General features: G+C 67.1%; 17 protein-coding genes. 8 read left to right on the forward strand and 9 right to left on the reverse strand.

What is annotated here, in order from left to right; all coding sequences use genetic code 11:
* Window positions 1–33: 33 nt before the first annotated feature.
* Together P7644_RS12385 and murJ are read right to left on the reverse strand one after the other, a co-directional pair.
* Complete coding sequence (locus P7644_RS12385) at window positions 34–888, reverse strand: SirB1 family protein (RefSeq protein WP_404299545.1); 855 nt, start codon at window positions 886–888, stop codon at window positions 34–36.
* 27 nt (window positions 889–915) lie between these two features.
* Window positions 916–2,481, reverse strand: a complete 1,566-nt coding sequence (gene murJ / locus P7644_RS12390) for a murein biosynthesis integral membrane protein MurJ (RefSeq protein ID WP_404299547.1) — start codon at window positions 2,479–2,481, stop codon at window positions 916–918.
* 104 nt (window positions 2,482–2,585) lie between these two features.
* Between murJ and rpsT the strand changes: the two genes are divergently transcribed.
* Window positions 2,586–2,885, forward strand: coding sequence for a 30S ribosomal protein S20 (gene rpsT, locus P7644_RS12395; protein WP_404299549.1), 300 nt, complete (start codon window positions 2,586–2,588; stop codon window positions 2,883–2,885).
* Window positions 2,886–3,009: 124 nt separating this feature from the next.
* On the opposite strand, the gene P7644_RS12400 is transcribed toward rpsT, so the two are convergent.
* Window positions 3,010–3,324, reverse strand: a complete 315-nt coding sequence (locus tag P7644_RS12400) for a DUF3579 domain-containing protein (protein WP_404299551.1) — start codon at window positions 3,322–3,324, stop codon at window positions 3,010–3,012.
* A 260-nt stretch (window positions 3,325–3,584) separates the two neighbouring features.
* On the opposite strand from P7644_RS12400, the gene P7644_RS12405 reads away from it, so the two are divergent.
* The 4 genes from P7644_RS12405 to P7644_RS12420 all read left to right on the forward strand — a co-directional run bounded on the left by P7644_RS12405 (window position 3,585) and on the right by P7644_RS12420 (window position 6,477).
* Window positions 3,585–4,781 (forward strand): aspartate aminotransferase family protein, encoded by a 1,197-nt coding sequence (locus P7644_RS12405; RefSeq protein WP_404299553.1) that lies wholly within the window; start codon window positions 3,585–3,587, stop codon window positions 4,779–4,781.
* A 16-nt stretch (window positions 4,782–4,797) separates the two neighbouring features.
* Window positions 4,798–5,718: an ornithine carbamoyltransferase gene (gene argF, locus P7644_RS12410; RefSeq protein WP_404299555.1), complete on the forward strand. Its 921-nt coding sequence runs from the start codon at window positions 4,798–4,800 to the stop codon at window positions 5,716–5,718.
* Between the two features lie 201 nt (window positions 5,719–5,919).
* Window positions 5,920–6,042, forward strand: coding sequence for a hypothetical protein (locus P7644_RS12415; protein ID WP_404299556.1), 123 nt, complete (start codon window positions 5,920–5,922; stop codon window positions 6,040–6,042).
* An 87-nt stretch (window positions 6,043–6,129) separates the two neighbouring features.
* Entirely contained in the window at window positions 6,130–6,477 is a 348-nt protein-coding gene (locus tag P7644_RS12420) for a YkgJ family cysteine cluster protein (protein WP_404299558.1), read from the forward strand.
* Window positions 6,478–6,535: 58 nt separating this feature from the next.
* Here P7644_RS12420 and P7644_RS12425 read toward each other — a convergent pair whose 3' ends face one another.
* From P7644_RS12425 to P7644_RS12435, 3 genes are read right to left on the reverse strand one after another with little or no spacing between them, the layout of a single operon-like run.
* Window positions 6,536–6,775: a hypothetical protein gene (locus tag P7644_RS12425; protein ID WP_404299560.1), complete on the reverse strand. Its 240-nt coding sequence runs from the start codon at window positions 6,773–6,775 to the stop codon at window positions 6,536–6,538.
* A 1-nt stretch (window position 6,776) separates the two neighbouring features.
* Window positions 6,777–8,696 carry a ferrous iron transporter B gene (locus P7644_RS12430; RefSeq protein WP_404299561.1) on the reverse strand — a complete coding sequence of 640 codons (1,920 nt, stop codon included), beginning with the start codon at window positions 8,694–8,696 and terminating at the stop codon, window positions 6,777–6,779.
* Entirely contained in the window at window positions 8,693–8,992 is a 300-nt protein-coding gene (locus P7644_RS12435) for a ferrous iron transport protein A (RefSeq protein WP_404299563.1), read from the reverse strand. The genes P7644_RS12430 and P7644_RS12435 overlap by 4 nt, the downstream gene beginning before the upstream one ends.
* A 118-nt stretch (window positions 8,993–9,110) precedes the next feature.
* Between P7644_RS12435 and P7644_RS12440 the strand changes: the two genes are divergently transcribed.
* Both P7644_RS12440 and kynB read left to right on the forward strand, forming a co-directional pair.
* Complete coding sequence (locus P7644_RS12440; protein ID WP_404299565.1) at window positions 9,111–9,434, forward strand: YkgJ family cysteine cluster protein; 324 nt, start codon at window positions 9,111–9,113, stop codon at window positions 9,432–9,434.
* A complete protein-coding gene (gene kynB / locus P7644_RS12445) occupies window positions 9,431–10,078 on the forward strand; it encodes an arylformamidase (protein WP_404299567.1) in 648 nt (215 codons plus the stop codon). The genes P7644_RS12440 and kynB overlap by 4 nt, the downstream gene beginning before the upstream one ends.
* Window positions 10,079–10,176: 98 nt before the next feature.
* On the opposite strand, the gene queC is transcribed toward kynB, so the two are convergent.
* From queC to murB, 3 genes are all read right to left on the reverse strand, one after another.
* A complete protein-coding gene (gene queC, locus P7644_RS12450) occupies window positions 10,177–10,890 on the reverse strand; it encodes a 7-cyano-7-deazaguanine synthase QueC (RefSeq protein WP_404299569.1) in 714 nt (237 codons plus the stop codon).
* Window positions 10,887–11,558: a 7-cyano-7-deazaguanine/7-aminomethyl-7-deazaguanine transporter gene (locus P7644_RS12455; RefSeq protein ID WP_404299571.1), complete on the reverse strand. Its 672-nt coding sequence runs from the start codon at window positions 11,556–11,558 to the stop codon at window positions 10,887–10,889. The genes queC and P7644_RS12455 overlap by 4 nt, the downstream gene beginning before the upstream one ends.
* Before the next feature lie 120 nt (window positions 11,559–11,678).
* Window positions 11,679–12,767, reverse strand: coding sequence for a UDP-N-acetylmuramate dehydrogenase (gene murB / locus P7644_RS12460; protein ID WP_404299573.1), 1,089 nt, complete (start codon window positions 12,765–12,767; stop codon window positions 11,679–11,681).
* A 67-nt stretch (window positions 12,768–12,834) separates the two neighbouring features.
* On the opposite strand from murB, the gene P7644_RS12465 reads away from it, so the two are divergent.
* Window positions 12,835–13,320, forward strand: coding sequence for a YajQ family cyclic di-GMP-binding protein (locus P7644_RS12465; protein WP_404299575.1), 486 nt, complete (start codon window positions 12,835–12,837; stop codon window positions 13,318–13,320).
* The last annotated feature ends 1 nt before the right edge of the window (window position 13,321 follow it).

Raw genomic sequence — 13,321 nt, forward strand, 5'->3', positions numbered from 1 at the left:
TCCCGCACGCCCGCCTGCACTGCGGGCGTTTTGTTATTCAGACGCGCGCAACGCCTTGACGCGCAACACAATGGCCTGCGCATCGCTCATATCCGGGGCGCGGGTCAAGTAGGTTTCCAGATCTTCCACCGCCTGCAATGACTGGCCCAGCTCGGCATAGGCCAGGCCGCGGTCGCGCCACTCGTCCCAGGCATCGGGCAATAACGTGATCAGCCTGTGCTGCACGGCGACAAGACTGCGCCAGTCCTGGCGCGCGCGGTAAATTTCCTTGAGGTTGCGCAGCATGCGCACAAGGATGTCGCGCTCGGTTGCGGCCTGCAGGTACAAGCCCAGGGGCACCTCCTCTTGCGTTGCTGTGCCCTGGCCCTGGCGAAAAGGCGCGAGGCGCTCGCTGAGGGCCTCGCGCGAGAGCGAATGGCCCGTCATCGGGTCGAGTACCGCCTGCCCTCCAGGCAGCAGCACCTTGACCAGAAAATGGCCGGGAAACGACACTCCGTACGCATCCAGCCCCACACCTTGGGCCAGTTCCAGCCACAGCAGGGCCAGCGAGATCGGGATGCCGCGCCGCATGCGCAGCACCAGGTGCAGATAGCTGTTGTCCGGCGCGAAGTAGTCGTTGAGGTTGGCGCCAAAGCCCAGTTCGCCATAGAAGAAGCGGTTGAGCACATTCAGGCGCTGCAGCGGCTCTGCGCCTGCAGGCATGCGACGCGCAAGCCGCGCCTGCAGCCTGTCCATCTCGTCCAGGAACTCCTGCACGTCCATGTCGGGGTAGGCATCATGCGCAATGCAGGCTGCGGCCTCAAGCAGCGCGATGGACTCGCCCTGCCCCACTTGCACCAGCGAAGCGAAGTATTCCAGCGGTGTCGGTACGGGGTAGCTCAGTGACATGGAAGTGCCTGCGGATTGCCCAGCAGTCTACCGGCGCAAGAGCTCACGCGGCTTGAGTCCGCAGGCCCACAGGGCGCCAAAATACAGCATGACTGCAGCACACAGCAACAGTGCCAGCAGCCCGGCACGCTGCACACTATCGGCGCGCAGCGCCAGCCAGTCGAAATGCAGCGATGCCCAGGCCAAAAACGCGGCCAACAAGGCACTGGCGGCCACCACCTGCAGCCCCAGCCTACTCCAACCCGGGCGCGGCCGGAAGCTGCCGCGGCGCACCAGCCCCATGAGCAGCCACAGCGCGTTGATGAGCGCACCCAAGCCTATCGACAAGGCCAGGCCCGCATGCGCCAGCAGCGGCACCAAAGCGGCATTCATGAGCTGCGTGGCCACCAGCACCACGATGGCAATGCGCACCGGCGTGCGTATGTCCTGGCTGGCGTAGTAGCCGGGCGCCAGCACCTTGATGGCCACCAGCCCCAGCAGGCCCACGCCATAGCCGGCCAGGGCCACGGCAATCTGCCCCACATCACGGTCATGCAATGCGCCATGGTGAAACAAGGTGGCAACCAAAGGCGTGGCAAAGGTCAGCAAGCCCACGGCACAGGGCACGGCCAGCAGCACCACGATGCGCAGGCCCCAATCCAGCATGGCCGAGTACCGTTCACCATCATCGGCAGCCCTGGCCGCCGCCAGTTGCGGCGTGAGCACCACGCCCAAAGCCACGCCCAACAAGGCGGTAGGGAACTCCATCAGCCGGTCGGCATAGAACAACCAGGTCACGCTGCCCGGCGTCAGGTAGGACGCAATCTGCGTATTGATCATGAGCGAGATCTGCGCCACCCCCACGCCCAGCAGCGCCGGCGCCATCAACGTCAGGATGCGGCGCACGCCCGCATCCTGCCAGGCGCTGCGCACCGTAGCCCAGGTCATGCCAATGCGCGGCAGCAGCCCCAGGCGCAGCAACACGGGCAACTGCACCGCCAACTGCAGCACGCCACCGGCCATCACGCCGCCCACCATGGCAAAGATAGGCTCTATGCCGCGCGCCGCCAGCTGCGGCGCACCCAGCCAGGCTGCGGCGATCATGCACAGGTTCAGCAACACCGGCGTGGCCGCCGGCACAGCAAAGCGCCTCCAGGTATTGAGCACGCCCGCTGCCAACGCCACCAGCGACATGAAGCCGATGTAGGGGAACATCCAGCGCGTCATGAAGATGGCGGCATCAAACCCCTGCGGCTCCTGACGCAGCCCGCTGGCCAGCGCCCAGACCAGCAGCGGCGCCCCCGCCACACCCAGCACGCAGGTCAGCAACAGCGCCCAGAACAGAGCCGTGGCCACGGCATCGATGAGCTTGTGCGTGGCTTCCTCGCCATGCTGCGCCTTGTGCGCCGCGAGCACGGGCACAAAGGCCTGGCTGAAGGCCCCTTCGGCAAACAGGCGGCGAAACAGGTTGGGAATGCGAAAGGCGACGTTGAACGCGTCGGTGAGAACATTCGCCCCGAAGATCGAGGCCATGAGCAGATCGCGCACCAGCCCCGTCACACGCGAGGCCAGGGTCAACAGGGATACGGTGGAAGCGGCTTTGAGCAGTGACACCGTGCCGAGTGTATTCGCTAGGCGCCGCCATGGCCTCAAATCAACATGCGCGCTATAATGGCCGGCTTTGCTGACATCATCCTCAGACACAAGGAACACATATCATGGCATCTGGTAAGCCAGTCAAGAAGAACCCCCGCCTCGCCTCGGGCCGCAAGCGCGCGCGCCAAGGCGTGAAGCTGAACGCAGCCAACACCTCGCTGCGCTCCAAGTACCGCACCGCCGTCAAGAACGTCGAGAAGGCCGTCCTGGCCGGCGACAAGACCAAGGCCACCGAGCTGTTCGCCAAGGCCCAGTCCGTGCTCGACACCATTGCCGACAAGGGCATCTTCCACAAGAACAAGGCCGCCCGCGACAAGAGCCGCCTGTCCGCCAAGGTGAAAGCCCTGGCCCTGGCCGCCTGACCCTCTCAGGCAAACAGCCCGGGTGGCCCGCCACCCGCCGTTTGTAACGGGTGCGCTGTCAGCAAAGCAAAGAAACCGCCTTGAGGCGGTTTTTTTGTGCGCGTAACGATGGGCGAGGTATCTATCAGGCAGGGGAATCGGGCAGCAGGCAGGCCTCGACGACCTGCAGGTTGTTGTCTTTGGCGAAGTTGAGCACGAAATCCCATGCCATGGGCTCGTAGGCCTGCAGTTCGCGATTGACCACCACGCACTTCACGCCATTCATCGTCGTAGGAATGCACCAGGGCGAATAGTTCAGGTGGCTGCCGGGCCGCGCGCCGCCGGGGCGGAACTGGCTCATGACCCCGGCCAGGCGCTCGGCCCAGTCACTGGGGCGGAAGGTTCTCCCTTCGTGGGTAAGGCCTTGGATGAAGACTTCTTTGGAGGTGGGAGCAACCATCGGGTTCGGGTCGTGAATGGGGCGCGGGCCTTGTGTGCTCGCGTGGGCCGATTCTAACTCTTATATAAGAGCTAACCCCGCAAAGCCCGGGGCAGCCATGCCGCCATTGACCCGCACGCACCTCCAGGCGCAGAGCCTGGATGCATGACTGTGATGCGCATTCTTCAATGGCGGGAACAAGGCCAGCCCCTAGAATCAGGCTTTCCCTTTTCGGCCCGCCAGGGCCCGTGATTGTTCCGCTCTTGTCAGGAGAAGTCTGCATGACCGCTTTTATCGAGGCTGCCTCGCCCCACGTGATGAACACCTATGGCCGCGTGCCCATCGCACTTGAGCGAGGCCAGGGCGTGCGCGTGTGGGACGTGAACGGCAAGCAGTACCTCGACGGCCTGGGCGGCATCGCGGTGAACACCCTGGGCCACAACCACCCCAGGCTGGTGGCCGCGCTGCAGGATCAGCTCACCAAGCTGATCCACACCTCCAATTACTACCATGTGCCCGGGCAGGAGCAGCTCGCCCGCCTTCTCACCGAGCGCGCCCAGATGACCAACGTGTTCTTCTGCAACACGGGGCTGGAGGCCAACGAGTGCGCCATCAAGATCGCGCGCAAGTACGGTGTGGACAAGGGAATAGAGAAGCCCGTGATCGTGGTCTATGACCATGCCTTCCACGGCCGCTCCATCGCCACCATGACGGCCACGGGCAACCCCAAGGTGCGCAACGGCTTCGGCCCGCTGCTCGACGGCTTCATCCGCGTGGCGCCCAACGACATCGAGGCGCTGCAGGAGGCCACCGAGGGCAACCCCAACGTCGTCGCCGTGCTGATGGAGCCGATCCAGGGCGAGGGCGGCCTGCACCCCATGCGTGCCGAATACCTGCAGCAGGTGCGCAAGCTCTGCGATGCCAACGGCTGGCTGATGATGCTCGACGAGGTGCAGTCCGGCATGGGCCGCACCGGCAAATGGTTCACCTACCAGTGGGCCGGCATCGTTCCCGACGTGATGACCCTGGCCAAGGGCCTGGGCTCGGGCGTTCCCGTGGGCGCGGTGCTTGCGCACGGTGCCGCATCCGAGGTACTCAAGCCCGGTAACCACGGCTCCACCTTCGGCGGCAACCCGCTGGCCATGCGCGCCGGCGTGGAAACCATACGCATCATGGAAGAGGAAGGGCTGCTGGCCAACGCCGCCGAGGTGGGAGCGCATCTGAAGGCCGCGCTGCAGCAGGCACTGGGCCATATCCCTGGCGTGAATGAGGTGCGCGGCCAGGGCCTGATCATCGGCGTGGAGCTGGACCGCCCCTGCGGCGTGCTCATCGACCGCGCGGCTGACTGCGGCCTGCTGCTGTCGGTGACGGCCGATCGCGTGATCCGCCTCGTGCCCTCCCTCACGCTGACGCGCGCCGAGGCCGACGAGATCGTCGCCCTGCTCACGCCGCTGGTGCAGGCCTTCCTGGCCGAATGAAGAAAGCCGACCGCATATGAAGCATTACCTGCAGTTCGCCGACCTCAGTGCCGACGAATACAACTATCTGTTCTCGCGCGCCGCCATCATCAAGGGCAAGTTCAAGAGCTACGAGAAGTACCACCCGCTGGCGGACCGCACCATGGCCATGATCTTCGAGAAGGCCAGCACGCGCACGCGCGTGAGCTTCGAGGCGGGCATGTACCAGCTCGGCGGCAGCGTGGTGCACCTGACCACGGGCGACAGCCAGCTGGGCCGCGCCGAGCCCATAGAGGACAGCGCGCGCGTCATCAGCCGCATGACCGACCTGGTCATGATCCGCACCTTCGGCCAGGACAAGATCGCACGCTTTGCCGAATATTCGCGCGTGCCCGTCATCAACGGCCTGACCAACGAATTCCACCCGTGCCAGATCATGGCGGACATCTTCACCTACATCGAGCACCGCGGCAGCATCGCCGGCAAGGTGGTGGCCTGGGTGGGGGACGGCAACAACATGGCCAACACCTGGCTGCAGGCGGCCGACCTGCTCGGCTTCACCGTGCACGTGAGCACGCCCGGCGGCTACGAGGTGGACGAGAAGCTCGCCTTCGGCGGCAAGCCCCCCCGCGCGGGCTGCTACAAGGTCTTTGCCAACCCCATGGACGCCTGCCGCGGCGCCGACCTGGTGACCACCGACGTGTGGACCAGCATGGGCTACGAGGCCGAGAACGAGGCCCGGCGCAAGGCCTTCGCCGACTGGTGCGTGGACGCCGAGATGATGGCCGTGGCCAGGCCCGACGCGCTGTTCATGCACTGCCTGCCCGCGCACCGCGGCGAGGAGGTGATGGCCGACGTGATCGACGGCCCGCAGTCGGTCGTCTGGGACGAGGCCGAAAACAGGATGCACGTGCAAAAGGCGCTCATGGAGTACCTTTTGCTCGGCCGGATTGCATGAATTGCAAGCCGGTGGCGCGGCAGCGCCAGCATCCTGTTTGGGCGCAGGCTCATATCCGCGCAGCGCATATGAAGCAGCCGCAGGCTGCGGGTCGCAGCCAAAACACCCGTCACGTGCAAAAGGCACTCATGGAGTACCTGCTGCTCGGCCGCATCGGCTGACCCCCATCCCGCGCCACCCACGGCACAGGCTCATCCCCCCATGCGCCCGTGCCCTTTCCCCCGCCACAACCGTGGCCTGCAGCGCCACCGTGCCGTCCGCATCCGGGCGCTGCAGGTGCGCATTCACGACTTCGCGCTGAAGTTCCTGCAAGGGCACACCTAGTGCCGCAAACACGCCCGCCCCTAGAGGCTGCGCCCAGTCCATTGGGCGTGCTTCCTTTCCGTGTTTGCCTGCCACCGCCCCTTGCACATGTCCGAAGCCTCCCACCCCTGCCTGACCTGCGGCGCCTGCTGCCACGAGTACCGCGTCGAATTTCCCGTCTACGAGCTGCAATCCATGGGCGGCAGCGTGCCCGATGCGCTGGCGCACGAGGTGCACGGCAACCGCTGGCGCATGGACGGCACGGAGCGCCACCCCGTGCGCTGCGTGGCGCTCATCGGGCGCTGCGGCAAGCAGTCGATCTGCAGCATTTACGAGCAGCGCCCGTCCACCTGCCACCACTTCGAGATGGGCACGGACCGCTGCAACGAGGCACGCCAACGCCATGGCCTGCCGCCGCTCACCATGCCCTGGGACGAGTTTCCGCTGGCGGCATGACACTGGAATTATGAGAAAAAATGGCTCCAGCGCCCACCCACAAAGCGTTAACAGCTATTTATTTAAAAGCACGAAATTGACGCCTTGCCCCGCTCGAAGCAGGCGGCACGGCCTTGGGCGACGTACCGCAGCCACCACAGCTGCTGCAGCCGCCGCCACTGCCACAGCCCCCCGGTCCGGCGGCCAGGCCGGGGTGCACGCGGCCCAGGCGCCGGCGCCAGGCGGCGGGCAGGTAGCGCCAGGCCATATAGGCCACGGCGGCGACAACGATCAGGGCCGCGATGAGTTCTTGCAGCATGTCAGCCTCCACCCCATGCCAGGGCGATGCGGTAGATGATGAAGCTCGCGCCGTAGGCCAGCGCGAACAGGTAGGCCGCCATCACCAGCGGCCAGCGCCAGCCGTTGGTCTCGCGCTGCACGGCGGCGATGGTCGAGATGCACTGCGGCGCGAAGATGAACCACACCAGCAGCGACAGCGCCGTGGCCAGCGACCATTGGCCGGCCAGCAGGGGCGCGAGCTGCGCGGCCGTGCCATCGTTTGATGCGGCAATGGCGTAGACCGTGCCCAGGGCGCTCACCGCCACCTCGCGCGCGGCCATGCCGGGCACCAGGGCGATGCTGATCTGCCAGTTGAAGCCTATGGGCGCGAACACCACCTCCAGCCAGGCGCCCAGGCGCCCCGCAAGGCTGTATTCGATGGCGGCCCCGACAGCGCCTGCGGGCGGCGCCGGGTAGGTCGAGAGGAACCACAGCAGCACGGTGACGGCCAGGATGATGCCGCCCACGCGGCGCAGGAAGATACCCGCGCGCTCCCCCAGGCCCAGGGCCAGGTTGCGCGGGCTGGGCCAGCGGTAGGCCGGCAGCTCCATCAGCAGCGGCGCCGCGCCACTGCCGCGGCGGGCCAGGCGTGCGGCAGCGGCCACGGCCATGGCGCTGAGGATGCCGCCCAGGTACAGGCCAAACAGCACCAGGCCCTGCAGGTTGAACAGGCCGGCCACGGTGCGCTCGGGAATGAAGGCCGCGATCAAGAGCGCATACACCGGCAGGCGTGCCGAGCAGGTCATCAGCGGTGCGATCAGTATGGTCACGAGCCGGTCGCGCCAGTCGGGAATCGAGCGCGTGGCCATGATGCCCGGCACGGCACAGGCAAAGCTCGACAACAGCGGGATGAAGGAGCGCCCCGACAGGCCCACCGCGCCCATCACGCGGTCCAGCAGAAAGGCCGCGCGCGGCAGGTAGCCGGACTCTTCCAGCGCCAGGATGAAGAAGAACAGGATCAGGATCTGCGGCAGGAACACCACCACCCCGCCCGCGCCGGCGATGATGCCGTCGGCCAGCAGGCTGCGCAGCGGCCCCTCGGCCATGTGGGCGTTGAGCCATTCGGCGGCAAGGGCCGTGGCGCCCTCGATCCAGCCCATGGGCAGCTCGGCCCAGCTGAACACGGCCTGGAACATCAGGAACAGCGTCGCCGCCAGCAGCAGCGTGCCCCACAACGGGTGCAGCACCACGGCGTCGATGCGGTCGTCCTGCCGCAGGCGCCGCGCGGGCTCGCTCACGGCCAGGCCGATGATGCGGCGCACCTCCTGGTGCAGGCGCTGCACGCGCTGGGGCTGGTCATCCTCCAGGGCGTTCACGGCCGGCAGCGGCACATCGGCCGATGCCTGGGGCCGGGATGCGGCCTGGGGCCGGGGAGCAGTATCCAGCCAGCGCAGCAGTTCGTCGGCGCCATTGGCGCGCACGCCCACACTGGCCACCACGGGCAGGCCCAGCTCGCGCGCCAGCACGGCGCGGTCGATCTCTATGCCCTGGCGCCGGGCCATGTCGCTCATGTTCAGCACTAGCACCATGGGCAGGCCCAGCTCGCGCGCCTCCAGCACCAGGCGCAGGTTCAGGCGCAGGTGCGTGGCATCGGTCACGCACACCAGCAGCTCGGGCACCGGCTCGCCGGGGCGCCGGCCCGTGACCACGTCGCGCGTGACGGCCTCGTCCAGGCTCTGCGCATGCAGGCTGTAGGCACCGGGCAGGTCCAGCACGCGCACGCGCCGGCCGCTGGCGGTGGCAAACACGCCCTCCTTGCGCTCCACGGTCACGCCGGCGTAGTTGGCCACCTTCTGGCGCGCGCCGGTGAGCACGTTGAACAGGGCCGTCTTGCCGCAGTTCGGATTGCCCAGCAGCGCGATATGGGTGAACGCTGCGGCCGCAGCAGCCTGGCCACTCATGCAGCGCCCTCCTCGGCATGCACATGCACCAGGATCTGGGCCGCCTCATGGCGGCGCAGGGCGAAGGTGGCCTGCCCCACGCGCACGGCCAGCGGATCGGCGCCGGGGAACCCGCAGGCGATCACGCTGACGGGCTCGCCGGGCAGGAAGCCAATCTCCATCAGCCGCAAGACCATGGCGCGCGCGCTCCCATCCTGCACCTCGCGCAGCCCGGCCACGGTGGCCGCCACGCCGCGCGGCAGCGTATCCAGGCCTTGCGGTTGCCCATGGGCCAGGCCATTGCGTGTCTGTTGCATATGCCACTTGAATGATGAATAAAAGTAATTCTCATTCTATTGCAACATCCTTCCCAGGGTTTGATCGAGCGCATTGCCGCGGCGCTGCACAATGCGCACTTTGGCCGGCCTTGCCACCATGACACTCCACCCCTGCCTGACCTGCGGCGCCTGTTGCGCCAGTTTCCGCGTCGACTTTTCGGTGCACGAGACCGAAGACCTGGGCGGCCGCGTGCCCCGGGGGCTGGTGGTGGAGGTGACCGAACACATCGCCCGCATGCGCGGCACCGACCACGCGCGCCCGCGCTGCGCCGCGCTCACAGGCCAGGTGGGCCAGCGCGCGGCCTGCGGCATCTACGAATGGCGGCCCTCGCCCTGCCGCGAGTTCGAGGCCGGCAGCCAGGCCTGCAACCGCGCACGCCTGCGCCATCAGCTGCCGCCGCTCGAAGGGCTTGTGCCGTGACCCAGCCTGGCCCGCCCCGGCTATGGGACATCTCGGCACCCGTGCATGCGGCCAGCCCGGTGTATCCGGGCGATGCACCCTACCAGCAGCAATGGAGCGCGACGATAGGCGCCGACAGTGCGGTGAACGTGAGCCGCCTCACGCTGTCGCCCCACATAGGCACGCATGCGGACGCACCGCTGCATTACGACAACGCCGGCGCGGCCATAGGCACCGTAGCGCTGGACGCCTTCATCGGCCCCTGCCGCGTGATCCACGCCATCGGCTGCGGCCCGCTGGTTCATTGGCGCCATATCGCCCACGCCATCAGCGCCGACCTGCCGCCGCGTGTGCTGCTGCGCACGTACGAGCATGCGCCGGTGGACCGCTGGGACGAGCATTTGAGCGCCTTCGCGCCAGCAACCCTGGAACGCCTGGCCGACGCGGGCGTGCGGCTGGTGGGCATAGACACGGCCAGCATTGACCCGGCCGACAGCCAGCTGCTGCCCAGCCACCAGGTGCTGCGCCGCCGCGGCCTGCGCGTGCTGGAAAACCTGGTGCTGGACACCGTGCCCGAGGGCGACTACGAGCTCATCGCCCTGCCGCTCAGGTTGACCACGGCCGACGCCTCGCCCGTGCGCGCCGTGCTGCGTGCGCTGCCATGATGGGTCGAACGCGCATTAAGACCAGTCAAATAAGGCACTAGCGCTTATCCATAAAGCGCCTTACGCTATCAAAATACCAGCATCCAGCCGGGCATTGTTTACGCGCGCTGCGCTGCCCACTGCGTCCAGCCCTGGGCGCGCAATGCGCAGGCCGGGCAGCTGCCGCAGCCGTAGCCCCAGTCGTGCAGCTGCGTGCGCTCGCCGAGGTAGCAGGTGTGGGAGTCGCGCCGGATCAGCTCGACCAGGGCCTCGCCGCCCAGATCCTGCGCCAGTTGCCAGGTGGCTGCCTTGTCGCGCCACATCAGCGGCGTCTCCAGGCTCAAAGGCCGGTCCAGCCCCAGGCTCAGCGCCACCTGCAGCGCCTTCAGGGTGTTGTCGCGGCAGTCGGGGTAGCCGGAATAGTCGGTCTCGGACATGCCGCCCACCAGAACCTGAAGCCCGCGCCGGTAGGCCAGCGCGGCGGCCAGCGTGAAGAACAGCAGATTGCGCCCCGGCACAAAGGTGTTGGGCAGGCCGTCTTGCTGCAAGGTGATGGCCACCTCCTCGGTCATGGCGCTGCCGCCCAGTTGCGCCAGCACGTCCACCGTCAACACATGATCCGCCCCCAGCCGGCCCGGCCAGCGGTCTTGCATGGCCTGCAGCCCGGCGCGCAGCCGCAGGCGGCAGTCGAGCTCGGCGCGGTGGCGCTGGCCGTAGTCAAAGCCTATGGTCTCCACCACCGCATAACGCGAGAGCGCCCAGGCCAGGCAGGTGGCGGAGTCCTGGCCACCCGACAGCAGCACCAGGGCACGGCGCTGGTCCAGGGCGCTCATCGCGCGGCCACCAGCGGCAGCGGGTCCTGGCGCAGCCAGCGCACCACGGCCGCCAGCACCACGCCATAGGCGGGCACGAACAAGAACAGGCTCACGGCGAGCTTGATGGCGTAGTCCACCCAGGCGATCTCCACCCAGTGCGCCGCCATGAAGGGGTTGGAGCTGCGCCAGAAGGCGATGGCAAAAAACGCCGCCGTATCCAGCGCCTGGCCGAACACCGAGGCCGCGGCCGGCGCCAGCCACCAGGCGCGGCTTTGCTGGCGGATGCGATCGAACACCTGGATGTCCAAGAGCTGCCCCAGCACATAGGCGGCAAAGCTGGCAAAGGCGATGCGGAACACGAAGGTGTTGAATTCCGCCAGCGCGCCCCAGCCATTGAAGCCCGCCTCATGGAACAGCACGCCCACCCCATACGATGCCGCGAGCGCCGGCAGCATGGCGCGGGCGATGACGCGGCGCGCGCTCGCCTTGCCGATCAGCCGCACCGTGAGGTCGGTGGCCAGAAAGATGAAGGGAAAGCTGAATGCCCCCCAGGTGCTGTGAAAGCCCAGCAGCGTGATGGGCAGCTGCACCAGGTAGTTGCTGGCGATGACGATGGCGATATGAAACGCCACCAGGAAGGAGAGATACAACGGCGCGCGCGATGGCGGCGCTTGAACGAGCGACATGACAGTCCTTTTTGGTGATGGGGGCGAGGGAACCCATGGTGGCGATGTTGCCGGGCGGCGATTGTAGGTGCATTTGCGCGCCCCCGCCTGCTCCATCGCCGCCAGCAGCCTGAAGTCGGCTTACATCACCACCGGCTCCGGCTCCAACCGGATGCCAAAGCGCTCATACACGCTGGTCTGTATGGCGCGGGCCAGGGTCATGACCTCGCCGCCTGTGACGCTATCTGCAGGAGTGCCGCGATTCACCAGCACCAGGGCCTGTCTGTCGTACACGCCGGCCTTGCCCACGCTCTTGCCCTTCCAGCCACAGGCGTCGATGAGCCAGCCAGCCGCCAGCTTGATGCTGCCGTCGGCCATGGGGTAGTGCACGATCTTCGGGTCACGCCCGATGATGTCCCGGCACTGCTCGGGCGTCACCGTAGGGTTCTTGAAGAAGCTGCCGGCATTGCCGATCACGGCCGGGTCGGGCAGCTTGGCGCGACGGATCTCGCACACCCAGTCGAAAATCTGGCGCGCCGTGGGATGCGCCACGCCGGCCTCGGCGCGGCGGCGCTCCAGGTCCAGGTAGCCCAGCTCGGGGTGCCAGTCCTTGGGCAGCAGAAAGCGCACATGGGTGATCACCGCTCGGCCCGCCAGCCCCATGCCCCGGCCCCAATGGCCGGGCAGGCCGCCGCCTTCCTGCTCGGCCAGCGGCGCGGCGTGCTTGAACACCGAGTCGCGGTAGCCAAACGCGCATTGGGCGGCGTCGAGCGTGAAGGGCCGGCCCGTGGCCAGGTCGATGGCGACAAGCGAATGGAAGCGATCCTGCAGCTCCACTCCATAGGCACCAATGTTCTGCACCGGCGCCGCGCCCACCGTGCCGGGGATCAGCGCCAGGTTCTCCAGCCCCGGCCAGCCCTGCTCCAGCGTCCAGGCCACGGTGTCGTGCCAGACCTCGCCGGCGCCGGCCTCGACGATCCAGGCCTGGTCGGTTTCCTCGAGCAAGCGCCGGCCCTTGATCTCCATCTTCAGCAGCACCGGCTTCACATCTCCCGTGAGCACGATGTTGCTGCCCCCGCCGAGCACGAACAGCGGCTGGCGCGCCAGGCGGTGGTCGGCCAGCAGGTCATGCACGTCCTGCGGCGTGCGCACGCGCACCAGCGTGTGCGCACGCGCCGCGATGCCGAAGGTGTTGCAACTCTGCAGGGGGACGTTTTTCTCGACTAACATCGCCCGGATTGTCGCACCCGTCCCCCAGGGGCTGCGGGTTTGTCCCAGGTTTGACCAGAGTGATGCCATGCCGTCTTTTGATACCGTTTGTGAAGCCAACTTCGTCGAAGTGAAGAACGCCGTGGAGAACACCGCCAAGGAGATCGGCACGCGCTTCGATTTCAAGGGCACCTCCGCCGCCATCGAGCTCAAGGACAAGGAGATCACGCTGTTTGGCGACGCCGATTTCCAGCTGCAGCAGGTCGAGGACATCCTGCGCAACAAGCTCACCAAGCGCAGCGTGGACGTGCGCTTCCTGGACGTGCAAAAGCCCCAGAAAATCGGCGGCGACAAGCTCAAGCAGGTGGTGAAGGTGCGCAGCGGCATCGACAGCGAGCAGGCCAAGAAGATCCAGCGCCTGGTCAAGGACAGCAAGCTCAAGCTGCAGGCCGCCATCCAGGAGGACAAGGTGCGCGTCACGGGCGCCAAGCGCGACGACCTGCAGGCCGCCATGGCGCTGATCCGTAAGGACATGGCCGACCTGCCGCTGACCTTCGACAACTTCCGCGACTGAT

Source organism: Alicycliphilus denitrificans, assembly GCF_044792555.1.
In the GTDB taxonomy this organism is placed as follows: domain Bacteria; phylum Pseudomonadota; class Gammaproteobacteria; order Burkholderiales; family Burkholderiaceae_C; genus Alicycliphilus; species Alicycliphilus denitrificans_A.